Source organism: Pseudomonas sp. GW822-FHT02D10, assembly GCF_058802345.1.
In genome coordinates this window covers 40,289-60,300 of record NZ_JBXAOB010000018.1, presented here as the reverse complement: position 1 = coordinate 60,300, position 20,012 = coordinate 40,289, and the positions used below count along the sequence as shown (strand labels likewise).

The 20,012-nt window shown below is 58.0% G+C and carries 16 protein-coding genes and 1 pseudogene; 4 read left to right on the top strand and 13 right to left on the bottom strand.

The annotated features are described in order from the left end of the window. Positions 1-12: 12 nt before the first annotated feature. The 9 genes from AC1RPZ_RS23365 to hutC form a co-directional block, all read right to left on the bottom strand. Positions 13-1,419, bottom strand: coding sequence for an amino acid permease (locus AC1RPZ_RS23365; RefSeq protein WP_493139775.1), 1,407 nt, complete (start codon positions 1,417-1,419; stop codon positions 13-15). 122 nt (positions 1,420-1,541) lie between these two features. Further along, entirely contained in the window at positions 1,542-3,071 is a 1,530-nt protein-coding gene (gene hutH / locus AC1RPZ_RS23360; protein ID WP_493139841.1) for a histidine ammonia-lyase, read from the bottom strand. A 148-nt stretch (positions 3,072-3,219) separates the two neighbouring features. Beyond that, the gene (gene hutH, locus AC1RPZ_RS23355; protein ID WP_493139774.1) at positions 3,220-4,743 is read right to left on the bottom strand and encodes a histidine ammonia-lyase; all 1,524 of its coding nucleotides are present in this window, start codon (positions 4,741-4,743) and stop codon (positions 3,220-3,222) included. A 155-nt stretch (positions 4,744-4,898) separates the two neighbouring features. Then, the gene (locus AC1RPZ_RS23350; protein ID WP_493139772.1) at positions 4,899-5,723 is read right to left on the bottom strand and encodes a quaternary amine ABC transporter ATP-binding protein; all 825 of its coding nucleotides are present in this window, start codon (positions 5,721-5,723) and stop codon (positions 4,899-4,901) included. Further along, on the bottom strand, positions 5,720-6,571 hold the full coding sequence (locus tag AC1RPZ_RS23345) for an ABC transporter permease (RefSeq protein WP_493139770.1): 852 nt from the start codon (positions 6,569-6,571) through the stop codon (positions 5,720-5,722). The genes AC1RPZ_RS23350 and AC1RPZ_RS23345 overlap by 4 nt, the downstream gene beginning before the upstream one ends. Positions 6,572-6,741: 170 nt before the next feature. After that, on the bottom strand, positions 6,742-8,208 hold the full coding sequence (locus AC1RPZ_RS23340; protein WP_493139768.1) for a purine-cytosine permease family protein: 1,467 nt from the start codon (positions 8,206-8,208) through the stop codon (positions 6,742-6,744). 159 nt (positions 8,209-8,367) lie between these two features. Next, positions 8,368-10,056 (bottom strand): urocanate hydratase, encoded by a 1,689-nt coding sequence (gene hutU / locus AC1RPZ_RS23335; protein WP_493139767.1) that lies wholly within the window; start codon positions 10,054-10,056, stop codon positions 8,368-8,370. A 454-nt stretch (positions 10,057-10,510) separates the two neighbouring features. Beyond that, positions 10,511-11,083 carry a HutD/Ves family protein gene (locus AC1RPZ_RS23330; RefSeq protein WP_493139765.1) on the bottom strand — a complete coding sequence of 191 codons (573 nt, stop codon included), beginning with the start codon at positions 11,081-11,083 and terminating at the stop codon, positions 10,511-10,513. 26 nt (positions 11,084-11,109) lie between these two features. Continuing rightward, positions 11,110-11,778, bottom strand: a complete 669-nt coding sequence (gene hutC, locus AC1RPZ_RS23325; RefSeq protein WP_232252242.1) for a histidine utilization transcriptional repressor HutC — start codon at positions 11,776-11,778, stop codon at positions 11,110-11,112. 187 nt (positions 11,779-11,965) lie between these two features. On the opposite strand from hutC, the gene AC1RPZ_RS23320 reads away from it, so the two are divergent. Both AC1RPZ_RS23320 and AC1RPZ_RS23315 read left to right on the top strand, forming a co-directional pair. Beyond that, on the top strand, positions 11,966-13,330 hold the full coding sequence (locus tag AC1RPZ_RS23320) for a formimidoylglutamate deiminase (RefSeq protein ID WP_493139763.1): 1,365 nt from the start codon (positions 11,966-11,968) through the stop codon (positions 13,328-13,330). Between the two features lie 488 nt (positions 13,331-13,818). Beyond that, entirely contained in the window at positions 13,819-15,021 is a 1,203-nt protein-coding gene (locus AC1RPZ_RS23315) for a Rossmann-fold NAD(P)-binding domain-containing protein (protein WP_493139761.1), read from the top strand. Positions 15,022-15,123: 102 nt separating this feature from the next. On the opposite strand, the gene AC1RPZ_RS23310 is transcribed toward AC1RPZ_RS23315, so the two are convergent. Next, the gene (locus tag AC1RPZ_RS23310; protein ID WP_493139759.1) at positions 15,124-15,693 is read right to left on the bottom strand and encodes a lipocalin family protein; all 570 of its coding nucleotides are present in this window, start codon (positions 15,691-15,693) and stop codon (positions 15,124-15,126) included. Positions 15,694-15,724: 31 nt separating this feature from the next. Beyond that, a complete protein-coding gene (locus tag AC1RPZ_RS23305; protein ID WP_493139757.1) occupies positions 15,725-15,979 on the bottom strand; it encodes a hypothetical protein in 255 nt (84 codons plus the stop codon). Positions 15,980-16,260: 281 nt separating this feature from the next. On the opposite strand from AC1RPZ_RS23305, the pseudogene AC1RPZ_RS23300 reads away from it, so the two are divergent. Together AC1RPZ_RS23300 and AC1RPZ_RS23295 are read left to right on the top strand one after the other, a co-directional pair. Continuing rightward, positions 16,261-17,295 (top strand): annotated as a pseudogene (locus AC1RPZ_RS23300) (HAMP domain-containing protein); the annotation flags it as partial. 93 nt (positions 17,296-17,388) lie between these two features. Beyond that, entirely contained in the window at positions 17,389-18,153 is a 765-nt protein-coding gene (locus AC1RPZ_RS23295; protein ID WP_371917725.1) for a methyl-accepting chemotaxis protein, read from the top strand. 117 nt (positions 18,154-18,270) lie between these two features. Here the strand turns inward: AC1RPZ_RS23295 and AC1RPZ_RS23290 are convergent, their stop codons facing one another. Together AC1RPZ_RS23290 and AC1RPZ_RS23285 are read right to left on the bottom strand one after the other, a co-directional pair. Beyond that, positions 18,271-18,873: a DUF924 family protein gene (locus AC1RPZ_RS23290; RefSeq protein WP_493139756.1), complete on the bottom strand. Its 603-nt coding sequence runs from the start codon at positions 18,871-18,873 to the stop codon at positions 18,271-18,273. A gap of 3 nt (positions 18,874-18,876) precedes the next feature. Next, positions 18,877-19,887 (bottom strand): class 1 fructose-bisphosphatase, encoded by a 1,011-nt coding sequence (locus AC1RPZ_RS23285; RefSeq protein WP_493139754.1) that lies wholly within the window; start codon positions 19,885-19,887, stop codon positions 18,877-18,879. Between the last annotated feature and the right edge of the window lie 125 nt (positions 19,888-20,012).

Below are 20,012 nucleotides of genomic sequence, written 5' to 3'. Positions count from 1 at the left end.
GGCCTCCGTTAGTTATCGATGAGAAAAAGAAGGATCACGCGCGACCAGGGCCGCCTGCCCTGCCGCCGGTTTGACCCACGTCAGATAGGCCAACACCAGCAACACGATCCAGACCACGCCAACGATCAGCGCCACTTGGGTATCCGGGAAATAACCCAGCACACCGAAGACAAACAGCATGAAGGCAATCGCCGCCATCGGCGCATAAGGCCAGAACGGTACCGGGAATTTCAGCTGCGCGACTTGCTCGGCGGTCATGGAACGACGCATGGCCACCTGAGTGAACAGAATCATCAGCCAGACCCAAACGGTAGCAAAGGTCGCAATGGACGCGATCAGCAGAAACACGTTTTCCGGGATCAGGTAGTTCAGCAACACGCCCAGCAGCAACGCGACGCTCATCACCACCACGGTCATCCACGGCACACCATTGCGCGACAGGCGGGCGAAGCCCTTCGGTGCGTGCCCTTGCTGGGCCAGACCGAACATCATGCGGCCAGCGCCGAAGATGTCACTGTTGATCGCCGAAATCGCCGCCGTAATCACCACAATATTAAGGATGGTGGCCGCCGAGCTGATCCCCAGCTTATCGAAGATCTGCACGAACGGGCTGCCCTGGCCACCGATCTGCTGCCAAGGAAAGATCGACATCAGCACCACCATCGTCAGCACGTAGAACAGCAGAATCCGCAACGGTACGGCGTTGATTGCACGAGGCAGCACGTGCTGCGGGTCTTTGGCCTCACCTGCGGTGACGCCAATGATTTCAATACCGCCAAACGCAAACATCACCACCGCGAACGAAGCGATCAGACCGCCCATGCCATTGGGCATGAAGCCGCCTTGGGTCCAGAGGTTGCTGATGTCGGTCACTTGGCCAGGGGCCGTGCTGATACCAAACAGCATGATGCCGAAGCCGCCGAGGATCATCGCAACGATGGCCGCGACCTTGAGCAGCGACAGCCAGAACTCCATTTCACCGAAGACTTTGACGTTGCACAGGTTCAAGCCGCCGACGATGGAAACGACGCCCAATACCCAAATCCAGCGAGAGACTTCCGGGAACCAGAAGCCCATGTAAATACCGAATGCAGTGACGTCGGCCATGCCGACGATGACCATTTCGAATGCGTACGTCCATCCAAGGATGAAGCCTGCCATCGGTCCCAGGTAGGTGCTGGCGTATTGACCGAAGGAACCTGCAACCGGGTTGTGCACCGCCATCTCGCCGAGGGCGCGCATGACCATGAACACCGCCGCGCCACCGATCAGGTAGGCAAGCAGCACCGCAGGACCGGCCATCTGAATGGCCGAGGCAGAACCGTAAAACAGCCCGGTGCCGATTGCCGACCCCAGCGCCATGAAGCGAATATGTCGGGCCGATAGCCCGCGTTTCAAGCCGTTTTCTGGCTTTTGCATTTCTCGTCCTTAGTTATTCTTGTCGACGCAAAATCGAATCGCGAGCAGACGGAACGCCGCCCGGCTGCTCCCACAGGTTCAACGTAATCCTTGTGGGAGCGAGCCTGCTCGCGATGGGGCCATTACAGGCTAGGCAGCAACTTCGCCATCACCAGTTCATTCAAGCAGCGCGAAGCCAGCAGTTCGCTCGCGGCGTTAATGTCCGGTGCGAAGAAACGGTCCTTCTCGTAGAACGGTACTTTGGCGCGCAGGGTGCTGCGGGCTTTTTCCAGTTTCGACGAGGTCTTCAGACCGTCGCGCAGGTCCAGACCCTGGCAGGCTGCCAGCCACTCGACAGCCAGAACACCGCGAGTGTTTTCAGCCATTTCCCACAGACGCTTGCCAGCGGCCGGCGCCATGGAAACGTGGTCTTCCTGGTTGGCGGACGTCGGCAGGCTGTCCACCGAGTGCGGGTGCGACAGTGCCTTGTTCTCGCTGGCCAGAGCCGCCGCAGTCACCTGGGCGATCATGAAGCCGGAGTTCACGCCACCGTTGGCCACCAGGAATGGCGGCAGTTGCGACATGTGCTTGTCCATCATCAGCGAGATGCGGCGTTCGCTCAGGGAGCCGATTTCAGCGATGGCCAGAGCCATGTTGTCGGCAGCCATGGCAACCGGTTCGGCGTGGAAGTTACCACCGGAGATCACGTCACCTTCAGCCGCGAAGACCAACGGGTTATCCGACACGGCGTTGGCTTCGATCGCCAGCACTTCAGCGGCCTGACGGAACTGAGTCAGGCAGGCGCCCATGACTTGCGGCTGGCAGCGCAGCGAGTACGGGTCCTGAACCTTTTCGCAGTTCTCGTGCGAATCAGAGACTTGGCTGCGTTCACCCAACAGGTCGCGGTAAGCAGCAGCGGCATCGATCTGACCTTTTTGACCACGGGCAGCATGAATGCGAGCGTCGAATGGCGAGCGTGAGCCCAGCACCGCTTCAACGGTCAGACCACCAAGGGCCAGAGCGCCAGCGAACAGGTCTTCGCCTTCGAACAGGCCACGCAGTGCGTAGGCGGTGGACACCTGAGTACCGTTGAGCAGCGCCAGACCTTCTTTGGCCGCCAGGGTCAGCGGCTTGAGGCCCGCGACTTTCAGCGCTTCGGTCGCTTCCAGCCATTCGCCTTTGTAACGCGCCTTGCCTTCGCCCAGCAGCACCAGCGACATGTGGGCCAGAGGCGCCAGGTCGCCGGAAGCACCGACCGAACCTTTCAACGGAATGTGCGGGTAAACCTCGGCGTTGATCAGCGCGATCAGCGCGTCGATCACCACCCGGCGGATGCCGGAAAAACCACGGCTCAGGCTGTTGACCTTGAGCACCATGACCAGACGCACCAAGGCGTCGCTGATCGGCTCGCCAACACCGGCAGCGTGAGACAACACCAGCGAGCGCTGGAGGTTTTCCAGGTCTTCGCTGGCAATGCGGGTCGACGCCAGCAGGCCGAAACCGGTGTTGATACCGTACGCGGTACGGTTTTCCGCGAGGATCTGTTCCACGCAGGCGACGCTGGCTTCGATCTGAGCCGACGCGCTGTCGTCGAGGCTGATTTGGACCGGTTGCTGATAAACAGCACGCAGTTGGGCAAGGCTCAGTTGGCCAGGGATAAGGTTCAGGTTCAGGGCAGTCACATTCATTCTCCTTTTGAGAGCTTTTATGCTCTTTATATTAAGAGCAGTTAACTAACCAGACGCTCCGGATGATTCCGTTGTCCGTCGCTGCCCGCTTTTTTAGGGGGCTGGCGCCTTGGCACGCTGGCTTTTGTGGAAATCAGTGCAAATCGGGTAAAGCGTTTTGAAGCAGTATCGGGTCTTTCAAAATCGAGGCTGCGCTGGCGATGTCCGGCGCCAGCCAGCGGTCCTGGTCGTAGGCCGCAACGCGCTCACGTAGCAGGCGCCAGGCGGTGTCGGTGCCAGCGCCGAAACGCTGTTCCTTGAGGAACTCGAAGGCCTGGGCCGCCAGCAAATACTCGATGGCGAGGATCTGCGTGCAGTTTTCCAGCGCCCGGTGCAGCTTCAGCGCGGCGTTGGTGCCCATGCTCAGGTGGTCTTCCTGCAAACCCGAGGTGACGTAGTTGTCGAGCACCGCCGGTTGCGCCAATTGGCGGTTTTCCGCACACAACGACGCGGCGACGTACTGGACGATCATCATCCCCGAGTTCACACCAGGGTTAGCCACCAGGAACGCCGGCAAACCGCTGACGTGCGGGTTGATCAAGCGGTCGAGACGACGTTCGGCAATCGAGCCGATTTCCGCCATGGCAATCGCCAGCAGGTCCGCAGCCAACGCCACCGACTGGCCGTGCGGGTTAGCCTGGGACATCACCCGGAAGTTGTCCGGAGTGCCCAGCAGCATCGGGTTATCGGTGACGGAATTAAGTTCGGTTTCGATCTGCCGGGTTGCATGCGCAAGTTGATCGCGGGCCGCGCCGTGAACCTGTGGAATCGAACGGATGCTCAGCGCGTCTTGCGTACGAATGCCCTTGCTACTGGCAATCACTTCACTGCCGTCTAACAGGCTGCGCAGGTTGATACCGACCTGCTGCATGCCCGGATGCGGCTTGAGCGCGATGATTTCGGCATCGAAAGCGGCGATCTGCCCCCGCTGGGCCTCGAAGCTCATCGCACCGATCACGTCGGCCCACTGCAGCAGTCGGCTGGCGTCGGCAATCGCCAGGCAGCTCAGGCCGGTCATGCACGGTGTGCCGTTAACCAGGCACAGACCGTCCTTGGCACCCAGTTGCACAGGTTTCAGACCTTCTTCGGCCAAGGCCTGCTGCGCGGATACGATCTGCCCGCGATAACTGACCTGGCCGACACCCAGCAGCGCGATGCCGATGTGGGCCATGTGGGTCAGGTAGCCCACCGAACCCTGGGACGGTACTTGCGGAGTAATGCCGCGGTTGAGCAAAGCCAGCAGCGCTTCGACCACTTGCCGGTGCACGCCGGATTTGCCGTGGCTGTAGTTGATGATCGCCGCGCACATGATCGCCCGTGTCTGCTCGTCGGCCAGTGGCGCGCCGACGCCACAGGCGTGGCTGAGCAAGGTGTTGCGCGACAATTGGCTCAGTTGCTCGCCTTGCAGGGACACGTTGCACAACGCCCCCAGCCCGGTGTTGACGCCATACGCACGCTCGCAGCTAGCGACGATGCGCTGGACGATGGCCTGAGCGTTGTTGATCCGCGCCCAGGTGGCAGGCGACAGCTCAAGCTCCGCGCCACCGCGTGCGACCGCAACCACATCCTGCCAACGCAACGGAGCATCGGTGATAACGATTTTTTCAGCCTGGGACATCTTCAACCTCATCCGTATAACCTGAATATTGATGCAGCTTCACTGACGCTATCGCGAGCAAGCTCGCTCCCACATTGAAACGCGTACCCCTGTGGGAGCGAGCTTGCTCCGGGCGGCGTTCCGACGATGAGGCCAGCCCAGTCACCACAAAATCTTCAAACCACCGCCGCACGCCGCTGAACGAAACGATCGACGTATTCGTCGGCTGGCGAATGCAGAATCTCTTTCGGCGTGCCGACCTGAATCAACCGGCCATCCTTGAGGATCGCGATGCGGTTGCCGATGCGCACGGCTTCATCGAGGTCATGGGTGATGAACACGATGGTCTTGTGCAAAGTCTTTTGCAGTTCGAGCAACTGGTCCTGCATCTCGGCACGGATCAATGGATCGAGGGCACTGAAGGCTTCGTCCATCAAAATAATGTCAGTGTCCGCCGCCAAGGCTCGGGCCAGGCCCACACGCTGACGCATACCGCCGGACAGCTGATGCGGGTATTTGTTTTCGTAGCCTTGAAGGCCCACGGTGTTGATCCAGTGCTGCGCGCGCTCGGTGCACACTTGCTTGGTTTCACCGCGCACTTTCAGGCCGTAGGCAACGTTATCCAGCACGCTTTTGTGTGGCAGCAGGCCGAAGCTCTGGAACACCATGCTGATCTTGTGCCGACGAAATTCGCGCAGGGCTTCCATGTCGTATTGCAGGATGTCCACGCCGTCCACCAGGATCGCGCCGCTGGTCGGGTCGATCAGGCGGTTGATGTGACGCACCAGTGTCGATTTGCCGGAACCCGACAAGCCCATGATCACGAAGATTTCGCCGGTAGCGATGCTCAACGATAGATCGTTCACGCCGACCACGCAGCCAGTCTCGGCCAATACCTGATCCTTGCTCATGTTCTGTCGGATCATGTTCAGCGCTTCGGCCGAACGGTCACCGAAAATCTTGAAAACGTTTTTGACTTCGATCTTGGCCGCGCTGGTCATTGGCTCACCTCATGCCGTGGACGACCGTAGGCCTGGGTAATGCGGTCAATGACCACCGCCAGAATCACGATTGCCAGACCGGCTTCAAGACCACGTCCAACGTTGAGGGTCTGAATACCCACCAGCACGTCCTCACCCAGACCACGGGCACCGATCATCGAGGCGATCACCACCATCGACAGGGCCATCATGGTGGTCTGGTTGATCCCGGCCATGATGCTCGGCAGGGCCAACGGCAGTTGCACGCCGAACAGTTGCTGCCAACGGTTGGCGCCGAAGGCGTTGATGGCTTCCATCACTTCGCGATCGACCTGGCGAATGCCCAGATCGGTCAGGCGAATCAGCGGCGGTACGGCGTAGATCACCGTGGCGAAAATCGCCGGGACCTTGCCAAGACCGAAGAGCATCAGCACTGGAATCAGGTACACGAAACTGGGCATGGTTTGCATGATGTCGAGCAGCGGCATCAGCACCGAACGCAGGCGGTTGCTGCGCGCCGAGAGAATGCCCAACGGAATGCCGATCAGCACCGAAATAATCGTCGCCACCAGCATCAGTGCCAACGTTTGCATGAGTTTGTCCCAGAGGCCGACAGCGCCCACCAGGAACAACAGACCCACAATCACCGCCGTCGTCACCCACTTACGGGTCGCGTGCCAGGCAACACCCGCCACGATTGCCAGCATCAGCCACCACGGCGCCGCACGCAGCAGGCCTTCGAGGTTGACGATGGCCCAGAGCAGGGTGTCGGAGATGTGCCGGAACACATCACCGTAGTTGGTCACCAGCGAATCGACCCAACCGTTGACCCAGTCGGCGATGGAAAAGGTAAAGCTTTCGGGAAACATAGGAGACTCTCAATCAAGTGGATGTGGTGAACGTCCCGGCCAGCCTCTCGGTTAGCCGGGAGGTATCTGCCTACAGTTCCGCGTTGATTTTCCTGGCAGCGTCGGTGGTGACCCACAACTGCCAGATCTCAGGATGTGCCTTCAGGAAGATCTTCGCCAGTTTCGTCCAATCAGATTGCTGCAACGCTATCCGCCCCACTTGTTTTCACTTTTACAGCCTCGCCCTGCTCTACCGGGAGTATCAGGCGATCAGGTACTGCGCTATGCCATTTCTTGGCGGCGAAGTAGTACATCGCCGCCGGCACCACCAGGCCGATGATCCACGAGATGTCGGTATCACCGAGGCTCGCGACCAGAGGGCCGGTGTAGAAGTGGGTGGAAATGAACGGCATTTGAATCAACACGCCGAACACGTAAATGCTGATGCCCATGATGTTCCAGCGACCGTAGCGACCCTCAGGGTTGGACAGTGCCGGAATGTCATAGCGCTCTTTGGTGATGCAGTAGAAGTCCACCAGGTTGATCGCGCTCCACGGCGTGAAGAACGCCAGCAGGAACAGGATGAACGCGGAGAATTCCTTGAGGAACGAGTCTTTGCCGAGCAATGCCAGTGCAGCGGCAAGCGACACCATGATGAAGATGTACAGCAGGCGCACGCCGCTTCCGATATGCCGGCTGCCACGGAAGCCGCTGATGATCGTCGCGATCGACATGAAGCTGCCGTAGGCGTTCAACGTGGTCACGGTGACTTTGCCGAAGGCCACGGCGAAGTACAGCAGCGCCGCGACAATCCCGGTACCGCCCAGGCTGACGATGAACGACACCTCGTGGTGAGCGAACTGCGAACCGGCCAGGGCTGCGGCGAACACGCCGAAAACCATCGACGCCTGTGCACCGATCACCGAACCCAGGCCGACGGCCCAGAAGGTTTTCGACGCAGAGGTGCTGCGCGGCAGGTAACGCGAATAGTCCGCCACATAAGGGCCGAACGCGATCTGCCAGGACGCCGACAGCGACACCGCCAACAGGAAACTCGCCACCGAGAAGTGCTTGTTGCCTAGCAATGCGCCGATGTCGTTACCGGCCAGCAGTTTGTAGAACAGGTAGATGAACGCCACCACGCCCAGCACACTGGCGACCCGGCCGATGCCGTGGATCACCCGATAGCCAAACATGGTGAAGACCATGATCGAGCCTGCGAACAGCGCGATGCCGACCCAGTCTTCGACGTGCAGCAACTGCGCGACCGCCTGCCCCGCCAGCAAGGATCCGCTGGCCGAGAAGCCGATGTACATCAGGCACACCAGCACCAGCGGAATCACCGCCCCATACACGCCAAACTGCACGCGGCTGGAGATCATTTGCGGCAAGCCGAGTTGCGGGCCCTGGGCGGCGTGCAGCGCCATGACGCCACCGCCGAGCAATTGGCCGATCAGCAAACCGATCAACGACCAGAACACATCCCCGCCCAGCACCACTGCCAAAGCACCCGTCACAATCGCGGTGATTTGCAGGTTGGCACCCAACCACAGGGTGAACTGACTCAATAGACGACCGTGTCTTTCCGCTTCCGGGATGTAGTCGATCGAACGTTTCTCGATCAACGGTTTACTGCGTGCACGATCATCATTAGCCATGGTTCAACCTCTGTGGATTGTTTTTCCGGATCATCCGTAGGAGCTGCCGCAGGCTGCGATCTTTTGATTTTCAGCGTCTGTCATGACGCTAAAAGATCGCAGCCTGCGGCAGCTCCTACGGGTTTTGCATCGGGCCACCCATACAGGCGGCCCATTCGTTTATTTACCGGTGATCATCGGCAGGTTCAGACCCTGCTCCTTGGCACAGTCGATGGCGATCTGGTAACCGGCGTCGGCGTGACGCATAACGCCGGTCGCCGGGTCGTTGTGCAGAACGCGAGCGATACGCTCGGCCGCTTCGTCAGTACCGTCGCAGACAATCACCATGCCCGAGTGCTGGGAGAAGCCCATGCCGACGCCGCCGCCGTGGTGCAGGGAAACCCAGGTCGCGCCGCTCGCGGTGTTGAGCAGTGCGTTGAGCAGTGGCCAGTCGGACACGGCATCGGAACCGTCCTGCATGGATTCGGTTTCGCGGTTAGGGCTGGCCACCGAACCGGAGTCCAGGTGGTCACGACCGATCACGATCGGTGCCGACAGCTCGCCGCTGCGGACCATTTCGTTGAACGCCAGACCCAGCTTGGCGCGCAGACCCAGACCCACCCAGCAGATACGTGCCGGCAGACCCTGGAAGCTGATGCGCTCGCGCGCCATGTCCAGCCAGTTGTGCAGGTGGGCGTCGTCCGGGATCAGTTCTTTGACCTTGGCGTCGGTTTTGTAGATATCTTCAGCGTTGCCCGACAGCGCAGCCCAACGGAATGGACCGATTCCACGGCAGAACAGCGGACGGATGTAGGCTGGTACGAAGCCTGGGAAGTCGAAGGCGTTTTCGACGCCTTCTTCTTGCGCCATCTGACGGATGTTGTTGCCGTAGTCGAAGGTCGGAATGCCCATTTTCTGGAAGTCGAGCATGGCTTTGACGTGCACGGCCATCGATTGCTTGGCGGCTTTGATCACAGCAGCCGGCTCGGTCTTGGCGCGAGCGCGGTACTCTTCCCAGGTCCAACCGGCTGGCAGGTAACCGTTGAGCGGATCGTGGGCGCTGGTCTGGTCGGTAACCATGTCCGGACGCACACCGCGACGGACCAACTCCGGCAGGATTTCTGCCGCGTTACCCAGCAGGGCGATGGAAATCGCTTTGCCTTCTTTGGTGTATTTGGCGATGCGCGCCAGCGCGTCGTCGAGGTCTTTGGCCTGCTCGTCGACATAACGGCTTTTCAGGCGGAAATCGATGCTCACTTGTTGGCATTCGATGTTCAGCGAGCACGCGCCGGCCAGGGTAGCGGCCAGTGGTTGAGCGCCGCCCATGCCGCCCAGACCTGCGGTCAGGACCCAGCGACCGGTGAGGTTGTCGTTGTAGTGTTGGCGACCGGCTTCAACGAAGGTTTCGTAGGTACCCTGAACGATGCCCTGGCTGCCGATGTAGATCCAGCTGCCGGCGGTCATCTGGCCGTACATGGCCAAGCCTTTGGCGTCCAGTTCGTTGAAGTGTTCCCAGCTCGCCCAGTGTGGCACCAGGTTGGAGTTGGCGATCAGCACGCGTGGCGCGTTGCTGTGAGTTTTGAATACGCCGACCGGCTTGCCGGATTGCACCAGCAGGGTTTCGTCGTCATTCAGGTTGGTCAGGCTCTCGACGATCTTGTCGTAGCATTCCCAGTTACGTGCCGCGCGACCGATACCACCGTAAACCACCAGTTCTTTAGGGTTCTCGGCAACTTCCGGGTCGAGGTTGTTCATCAACATGCGCAGCGGCGCTTCGGTCAGCCAGCTCTTGGCGGTCAGCTTGTTGCCGCGGGCAGCACGGATTTCAACGTCACGGTATTTCGTTGGTTTCTGGGTATTGTCAGTCACGAAAAAAACTCCTCAGCAATCAATCCAAACCAGCCCAGGCAGTGGGCGAGCAAGCCAATGTGCAAACGGTGCACACCGGCGAATCAGTGGACGATGGTCGAGTCTTCGTGACTCATACGCATACGTCTTTACTTGTACATACAAGCATATGCAATCAAGCGGCCAACTTTCTGGCTGGCGGTTCAATAAAGTGCTGAATCTGGCTGAAAAGCCCTTGGGTCAAGGGTTTGGCGGGGATCGTTTTTTTTGGGCGGGATTTTTTCGAAGAGTGACAATTGTTACCTGAGCACGGTTTTGCGCCACGCTGGGGCGTTCGGTAACAAATTGGTGCGCACAGGGAAACGGGTTTCGAAGGGACGAAAAGCAAAAGATCGCAGCCTGCGGCAGCTCCTACACAGGGATGACCCGTTCCGTAGGAGCTGCCGCAGGCTGCGATCTTTTTAGAGCTGCTGAATCAGAGCGCTGTCAGTTCAATCACACAGCACTGGCCGCTGACGGAAACATCCAGCAGCCCGGTGTTACCGTTCAGTTGCAGGCAATCATGACGACCCAGAGCATGGGCCGCATGGCCATCGATCCTGACTTCAAGTGCGTCAGCCATGCTGAAAACCAGCAGCGTTCCGGTCGAACTGAAAAACCGTTGCTCGCCCTTCAGCCACTGCAACCGTGCCTGGTATCGATTCGGCGCATAAATCAGGTTGAAGTCGCGAATCGCACCGCCGAGCAGCGTGCAGGAAACGTGGCTTTCGCCGCTGAACGCAAACGGGTCCAGCGGTAACAGTGGCCGCGTGTTCTGGCCGTCGACCGTCAAGGTCATGCCTTCGCCTTGCAGCACCGTGATGACCCGCTCATAGCCGGCAAAGGTGGAGAACCCGCCCGACTCACCAATATCGGCAATCGACAGGCGCCAGCCAAATCCATCCAGGCCAGTGCCTGTATCGCGAGTGATTTCTTCAGTGCTACCGCCGCCGTTTTTCCACGGCATGCGCGGATAATTCGCCGCGCGAAAAACGTTCAACTGACTCATTCATGCCTCTTATTATTTATGGCTCTTTATTTATGGAACCGCCCTTCCAGACGATGACGGGAACCGGGGTGGATCAGACGAGCAGCCGTCACTGGCTGACGCCCGGACCAGGTCCGACGGCGAATCAGCAGGCACGGCTCGCCTTTTTCGATTTGCAGCAATTTGCATTCAGAAGGCTCGGCAAGAATCGCTTCAACCACGTGCTCGCCTTCGGTCAACGGAGCGACCTGATTCAGATAGGCGTAAGGCGTTTGCAGGGTGAAATCCTGCTTGAGGTATTCCGGCGCGACCAGCGCATTGACGAAACGGTCCTCGATTTGCACGGGAATATCGTTCTCGAAATGCACGATCAGCGAATGGAAGACTTTCTGGCCTTCACGCATGTCCAGCGCCAGAGCGCGTTCGGAGCCGGCGGCCTCTTCTTCCAGAGTGATCACCTTGCACGTGTGGCGATGGCCACGGGAGGCGATTTCGTCAGCAATGTTATGCACTTCGAACAATGCGGACTGGCTTTTGGGTTCGGCGACGAAGGTGCCGACGCCCTGCATGCGCACCAACAGGCCGTCAGCCGTCATCTCGCGCAGGGCGCGGTTGATGGTCATACGGCTGAAACCCAGCTGGCTGACCAGTTCGCTTTCCGACGGCACACGGTAGTGCGGCGGCCAGTTACCACTGTCGATTTGCTGGGTGATCATCTGTTTGACGCGAGCGTACAAGGGCGCCGGACTGTCGCCCAGATTGGCACTCAGCGGGGAGACTGCAGGCGGAGTCGGCACAGGAAATCCTTGTTCGTTGATAGAAGTGACTAGCTTGCCGGAGTTTACCGAGCAGGCAAACGTCTGTATATGTATATACAAATAACACACGATGGGGTGCTGAACCATGTCCGCCTTCTTTGCCGAACGCGCGCTACTGCCTAGTGGATGGGCCAACAATGTACGTCTTGAGGTCAGCGCCGATGGCCTGCTGACCCACATCCAGGCCGATGCCAGCGCTGAAGGCGCCGAACGGTTGAACGGTCCACTGCTGCCGGGCATGCCGAATTTACATTCCCACGCCTTCCAGCGGGCGATGGCGGGATTGGCCGAAGTGGCGGGTAATCCGAACGACAGTTTCTGGACCTGGCGCGACCTGATGTATCGCCTCGTCGGAAAAATCAGCCCGGAACAACTCGGGATTATCGCCCGCCAGTTGTACATCGAAATGCTCAAGGCCGGTTACACCTCGGTCGCCGAATTCCATTACGTGCACCACGACCACAACGGCCACCCTTATGCGGACCCGGCCGAGCTGTCGTTGCAAATCAGCCAGGCGGCCAGCGCTTCAGGTATCGGCCTGACCTTGCTGCCCGTACTTTACAGCCACTCCGGTTTCGGTGGGCTGGCGCCTAATGAAGGCCAGCGACGCTTCATCAACAGCACTGAAAACTACCTGAAGCTACAAGCACGTTTGCAGCCACTGCTGGCGCAGCAACCGGCGCAACAACTGGGCCTGTGCTTCCACTCGTTGCGTGCGGTCACGCCGCAGCAAATCAGCGAAGTGCTGGCAGCCAGCGACAAACACTGCCCGGTGCACATCCACATCGCCGAACAGCAAAAAGAAGTCGACGACTGCCTGACCTGGAGCGGTCGCCGTCCGTTGCAATGGCTGTATGAAAATACCGACGTCGATCAGCGCTGGTGCCTGGTCCACGCGACCCACGCCAACCCGGAAGAAGTCAGCTTGATGGCCAAGAGTCGCGCTATCGCCGGTCTGTGCCTGACCACCGAAGCCAACCTGGGCGACGGGATTTTCCCGGCCGTGGACTTCCTCGCTCAAGGCGGGCGCATGGGCATTGGCTCCGATAGCCATGTGTCGCTGAGTGTGGTGGAAGAATTGCGTTGGCTGGAATACGGCCAGCGTCTGCGCGATCAGCGACGCAACCGCTTGTATGGCGCCGATCAGCCGATGGTCGGTCGCACCCTGTACGACGCCGCACTCGACGGTGGCGCACAGGCACTGGGCCAGCCGATTGGCGCACTGCAAGTCGGCAAACGCGCCGACTGGCTGGTGCTCGACGGCAACGACCCTTACCTGGCAACCGCCAATGGCGACGGGATTCTGAACCGTTGGTTATTTGCCGGTGGCGACCGCCAGGTGCGCGACGTGCTGGTCAACGGCAAGTGGGTGGTGCGCGACGGGCATCACGCGGGCGAAGAAGACAGTAACCGCGCGTTCACCAAGGTGCTGCGCGACCTGTTGGGCTGACCACCTGTCTTTTCTGTAATTATTTTTAGAGGGATAAGAGCCACATCATTCCCCTCAACAGCCCTGCAAAAGACTGGTCTGCGGTTACTACCGCAGGCCAGCCATGGCATACCACAGCCGCCCCACCATCGATTGACTAATGCAAACTCTCTTGACTGCCAATCTTGTCAGAACACACCCGAACTTAAAGTCTAACATACGTAAACACCTGCCTCTGCTCATCCACATATTCAAGCCCCTTCACCTGCGTTAAAAGATCTTTAACCGCACAAGCCAGCCACCACACAGCAACAAATATGAACAACATCTAGCTGGACTTCAGCCTGCCAAAGCAGCAACACTCTAAAGCCACAAAGTCAAACACCGAACGCGTTACTTTCACGTCATCACCCAGATTACTACACAAAACCCCAACTCAATCACAACATCAATAAAAGCCTGTCAAAATACTGACGACGCCTTGTTTATCGCCAAAGGAATGGAGCCACATGCTTATACTAAACAGACTAAGCAAGGCCACTTACAAAAAAGCACTGGAATTTTATAGCGACATCATTACCCAATCAGGAGCGAACTCAAATAAACCACGAGTGCTCCTTGTATGTCCGGGCTATGAATCAACATTCCCCATGATAGAAAGTATTGCCCGCCATTTCGACCTATGCGGAATAATCATTAAAAACTCAACTGAGAAGGCAAACATTTCGCTCAAGAGGCTATTGAAAGAAGAAGGTTATCCTGTTCTAGACATTTCCAAAAGCGAAATACAAAACGCCTCAAACAAAACCATACAAACAATAAGAGAGGCCATAGGCAAGAAAAGCTGCGTACTGCTGGATCATGGCGGGTACTTCGCACTAAATGCTCAGCTTCTAAAAATCCTTGATCCTCATATCATTTCAGGCGTTGCGGAGTATGCCTTGAATGGTGAGCGCAGATACGCTTCATTGGCGATAGATGACAGACCTGTTATCTCCATTGGCAAACTGAAGTTAAAACGGAAAAGTGATTTCGCATCGGCCGATAGCATATTACTAGCTGCTGAAATGTATTTGCAGAATGGCGGAGTCATGCTATTCGAAGAAAATATCAGGGTAGGCATCATCGGGCATGGCACTCTCGGCGGGCGAATCAGGTATAGACTTCAAACCAAAAACTCAAAAAACTTTCTGATCCATGATATGGACATCAAAAAATTAACCGAACTCCCTGAAAAAAACATTGCAAAAAATATCGAAGAAATTTACAAAACCTGCAATATTATATTTTGCGCCACTGGAAACCACGCGATAAAACCAATCGAATTCAAGAGCATTGAAGACGGCACAATTATATTTACTGTCACTTCCCCTGACGACGAACTAAATCTTGAACACCTGATAAACGAAGGCATTATTTCCCTTCAAAAAAGCAGTAAGCATAGCCAAACTTACATTTACACTGTCAGATCAACTGGTCACAAAATCATTCTCCCATTCAATGGAGAGTCCGCCAATACTTTGATCGACTTTGGTATCGCCGATCCGTCCATCCATCAACCGTGTGCCGCTCACATTATCGCAGGAAAAAGGTTAGCTCAAAAAAACACCCATTACAGTTGTGGGGTACAAAGTTTGAACACGGCAGATGAGGCACTTACTTTCAATATCTGGCAACATCATTATGACTCGCCTCTCAGTGCTGCACGGTAATGCGTGAGTCACCTTACGGGGCGTCGTTATAAGGTCGCCCACAAGAAAATAACAACGCCCCAAAAAAGGGGCGTTGGAAAATTTCATCCAAGATCAGCTTAGTTATTTCGAAGTCTGGGCCATTTTTGAGTCCGACACCCGCCAGATCAGGCGTGTGGTGTCATAACCCTGCTGACGCGCCCTGCTCAGCAGTTCCTCACGGGTATCGGCGTTGACTTCCGGCTTGCGTGACAGCAGCCACAGGTTGCGCCGATTGGGGCTACCGACGATCGCGGTCTGGTAGTCATCGCTGACATACAGCACCCAGTAATTACCCTTGCTCATGCCTGGCAACAGCCGGGTAAACCAGTTATCGAAGCTCACCCACAGTTTGTCGTTCTTGCCGGGGATCTGCGGTGTTGCCGTGCCCTTGGCCTCTTCCCATGTCCACTCAGGGGTCAGGCAACGGTTCAACACGTCCATGTCACCGTCGGCCTTGAGGGTGTAATGGGCTTCGGATTGCGCGCAGTTACGCTGGAAGTACATGGGCATGCGCGCCAACTCGTACCATTTACCCTGGTAACGCTTGAGGTTGACGCTATGGACCGTTTTCGGCGCCAGCGCATCGTCGCCAGAAGTGGCGCAGCCGGCCAACAACAGACCGGCCAAAAGAACTATTACTAACCGCATCATTATTTTTCTCCCGTGGGCGTTTGGCCCCGGTTTACTTCAGGCCTTGCCCGGAAAACATCAGCACTTTGTCACCGGCGTACTGCACGCTGATAAAGCTGTTCTTGTCGCCCCAGGTGCAGCTGGACATACCCAGTGCGCCAGCACAATCAGCCGGTTTACCCAGCAACGTTTCGACCTCGGCCTTGGGCATGCCTGTCGACAGTTTCGAATAGTTTTCCTGGTTGATCTTGCTGCACGCGGCCAACAGCACGCAAAACGACAGCAAGGCGATAGATCGCAGCGACATGGTGTAACTCCTGGAAAGAGGGGAAGGCATGGCTGCCAACCAGAAGCTTAGAAGAGAAAACCCCCTTCTGGTTCCCACCGGCACCGGGTATTTCTTGAATGGCAAAATCGGCAATTCGCCCCAAATTCAGGCATTTTTTTGCACTGATCGGTATTTCGTCGGTTTTTGTAAAAACTGCCTAATCTTTGGCGCTGGCCTGTCGACATAGAAGCAGCGCCAAGCCCTCTCCTGTGGCAATTTGACGCTCCTCGTTGATCAGTCCTCCCGCGGTAGCGCCTTTAATGACCAGAAACATGAAGTTCAGCCACAAGATCCTGCTCGCTGCTGCCCTTGTGGTCGCGGTAGCGTTCGCCTGTTTTATTCTGTTCAACGACTACCGTCAGCGCCAAACCCTGCGCAGCAGCACCGAATCCTCGATGCAGGAACTCGGCAGCCTGACCACCAGCAATATCCAGACCTGGCTGGAAAGCCGCATTCAGTTGCTGCAATCGCTGGCCCAGCAGGTGGCCGTCGACGGCCCTGCGTTGGACAGCCTGAAACGCGCCGTCGGCCTGCCGGCCTACACCAGCAACTTTCAGTTGAGCTATTTCGGCGGCGCCGACGGCGTAATGTTCTCGGTACCGGCCGGCAATCGCGCGGCGGACTACGACCCACGCGCCCGTGGCTGGTACAAAGCCGCCAATAGTGCGCAGCAGACCATCGTCACCGAACCCTACATCGCTGCGTCCTCGGGCAAGCTGGTGATCACCGTGGCCACCCCGGTGCAGCATCAGAACCAGATGATTGGTGTGGCCGGTGCAGACATCGACCTGAGCAGCGTCAGCGCCATCATCAACTCGCTGAACTTTGGCGGACACGGCCACGCGTTCATTGTCAGCAGCGAGGGCAAGATCCTGATTCACCCGGACAGCAAACTGGTGCTTAAAAGCCTCGCCGAGGCCTATCCCGCTGGCGCGCCGAAGGTCAGCCCCGGCATGAAGGAGGTCGAGGTGGACGGCAAGACGCAGTTCATCTCGTTCACCCACGTCAACGGCGTGCCGTCGGCTGACTGGTACGTGGCCCTGGTGCTCGACCAGGACACCGCGTTCTCGATGCTCAGCGAATTCCGCACCTCGGCGATCATCGCCATGGTGATTGCCGTGGTGATCATCATCGCACTGCTGGGCATGCTGATCCGCGTCTTGATGCAGCCATTGCTGACCATGGGCCGCGCCATGCATGACATCGCCGAAGGTGAAGGCGACCTGACCAAACGCCTGACCATTCACGGCCAGGACGAATTCGGGGCGCTGGGCACCTCGTTCAACCGCTTCGTCGAGCGTATTCACACCTCAATCCGCGAAGTGTCGTCGGCCACGGGTCAAGTCAACGAAGTCGCCCTGCGAGTCGTCAGCGCCTCCAACTCATCGATGTTCAATTCCGACCAGCAAGCCTCGCGCACCAGTAGCGTGGCCGCGGCGATCAACCAGCTCGGCGCCGCCGCCCAGGAAATCGCCCAGAACGCCGCCCTTGCCTCGCAACACTCCAGTGACGCCCGCAGCCTGGCCGAAGACGGTCAGCAAGTGGTGGATAAAACCATCGCGGCGATGCAGCAGTTATCGGCAAAAATCAGCGACTCGTGCGGCAACATCGAAACGCTGAACAGCAACACGGTGAACATCGGCCAGATCCTCGAAGTGATCACCAGCATCTCGCAACAGACCAACCTGCTGGCCCTCAACGCCGCGATCGAAGCCGCTCGCGCGGGCGAGGCCGGACGTGGTTTCGCGGTGGTTGCCGACGAAGTACGCAACCTCGCTCATCGCACCCAGGATTCGGCGCAGCAAGTGCAGAAGATGATCGAAGAGCTGCAAGTCGGCGCCCGTGAGGCCGTCGCCATCATGACCGACAGTCAGCGTCAGAGTGAAAGCAGCGTCGGCATTGCCAACCAGGCCGGCGAACGCCTGGGCAGCGTGACTCAGCGCATCGGCGAAATCGACGGCATGAACCAGTCGGTGGCCACCGCCACCGAGGAGCAAACCGCCGTGGTCGAATCGATCAACGTCGACATCACCGAGATCAACACACTGAACCAGGAAGGCGTTGAGAACCTGCAATCGACCCTGCGCGCGTGCGCCGATCTTGAGCAGCAAGCGGCGCGGTTGAAGCAGTTGGTGGGGAGTTTCAGGATCTGACGCGCCCTTGAAGGCCCCATCGCGAGCAAGCTCGCTCCCACATGGATCTTTGTCGCGCTGGAGATCTACTGTGGGAGCGAGCTTGCTCGCGATGGCGGAATCAGCAACAACGAATAGCTAGAACCGTGATCCAGGCCCAGAAAGAAACGCCAACTCTTCAGGCGTGCTCTCACGTCCAAGAATCTCGTTGCGATGGGGAAACCGTCCAAACAGGGCAATGATTTTCTGATGCCGTTCGGCGTAATCGAGGTTATCGGCAAACACCGCGCGATCAGCTTCGGATTGCTGATTCATCAGCTCTGTAAACCGCGAGATGGCTTCGTTTTGCACCGCCAGATTTTCGCAATGCTCGAACACCAGATAGATGAACGCGCGCTGGATGGGCAGCAACTGCCGATCGAAATCCGCAGCAATGCCTTGCGCCACCAGAGCCTGAGCTCTCAGGTCGCCTGCAAAGCATTTGGGGGTATCGCGAAAGATCATTCGCGGTAACTGATCGAGCAATAACACCAGGGCCAGCCAACCTTCGGGACATTGCGTCCACTCGGTCAATCCGCCGGCCAGTGCCTGTTCCACCAGATCCCCGAAACGCGTTCGCGCTTCGAGGTCCTGGCTGTCACGCTTACCGAACCACAACTTGCCCTGTCGCGCCGCCACTTCGTTCGGGTCGTCGGCTGAACCGAACCACCATTCGAGCAACGGCTGCCAGGGCGCGGTCATGGCTTATTCCTTGTGGTAAGCCGTAACGCGTTCAACTTCTTCTTTCGAGCCCAGGAACACCGCTACACGCTGGTGCAGGCCTTCAGACTTGATGTCGAGAATACGCTGGTGACCGTTGGTGGACGCGCCGCCAGCCTGTTCAACCAGGAACGACATCGGGTTGGCTTCGTACATCAAACGCAGTTTGCCCGGCTTGGACGGCTCGCGGCTGTCACGTGGGTACATGAACAGGCCACCACGGGTCAGGATGCGGTGCACGTCGGCCACCATCGCGGCGACCCAGCGCATGTTGTAGTTCTTTTTCAACGGGCCTTCTTCGCCAGCCAGCAATTCTCCGACGTAGCGTTGTACCGGCGCTTCCCAGTGACGCTGGTTGGACATGTTGATCGCGAATTCCTGAGTGGAGGACGGGATCTTGATGTCTTCATGGGTCAGCACGAAGCTGCCCATTTCACGGTCCAGGGTAAAGCCTTTCACGCCATCACCCAGAGTCAGCACCAGCATGGTTTGCGGGCCGTAGATGGCATAACCGGCGGCTACCTGTTCGGTGCCTGGCTGCAGGAAAGCCTTTTCGTTCAAGGGTTCGTTCTGGCTCAGGTATTCGTTCGGGCAACGCAGCACCGAGAAGATCGTACCAACCGGCGCATTGATATCGATGTTCGACGAACCGTCCAGTGGGTCGAATACCAGCAGGTACGCGCCTTTCGGGTATTTGCCCGGGATCTGGTAGGCATTGTCCATTTCTTCGGACGCCATGCCGGCCAGGTGACCGCCCCATTCGTTGGCTTCGAGCAGGATATCGTTAGACAGCACGTCGAGTTTCTTCTGGACTTCGCCTTGCACGTTTTCAGTGCCCATGCTGCCCAGAACACCACCCAGGGCGCCTTTGGAGACGGCGTGGCTGATTTCCTTGCAGGCACGCGCCACGACTTCGATCAGAAAGCGCAGATCGGCAGGCGTGTTGTTGCTACGGGTCTGCTCAATCAAATAGCGACTCAGGGTAACGCGGGACATGGAAGGCTCCGGAGGAATGGGGACTAAAAACCCGCGCAGTTTAACGCGAGTCGATGCGCAATTCCTCTTATCAGACGAGATTCACTCAATAGAGTTCGTGCGCGGGGTTGAGCGTAGTTGGAATC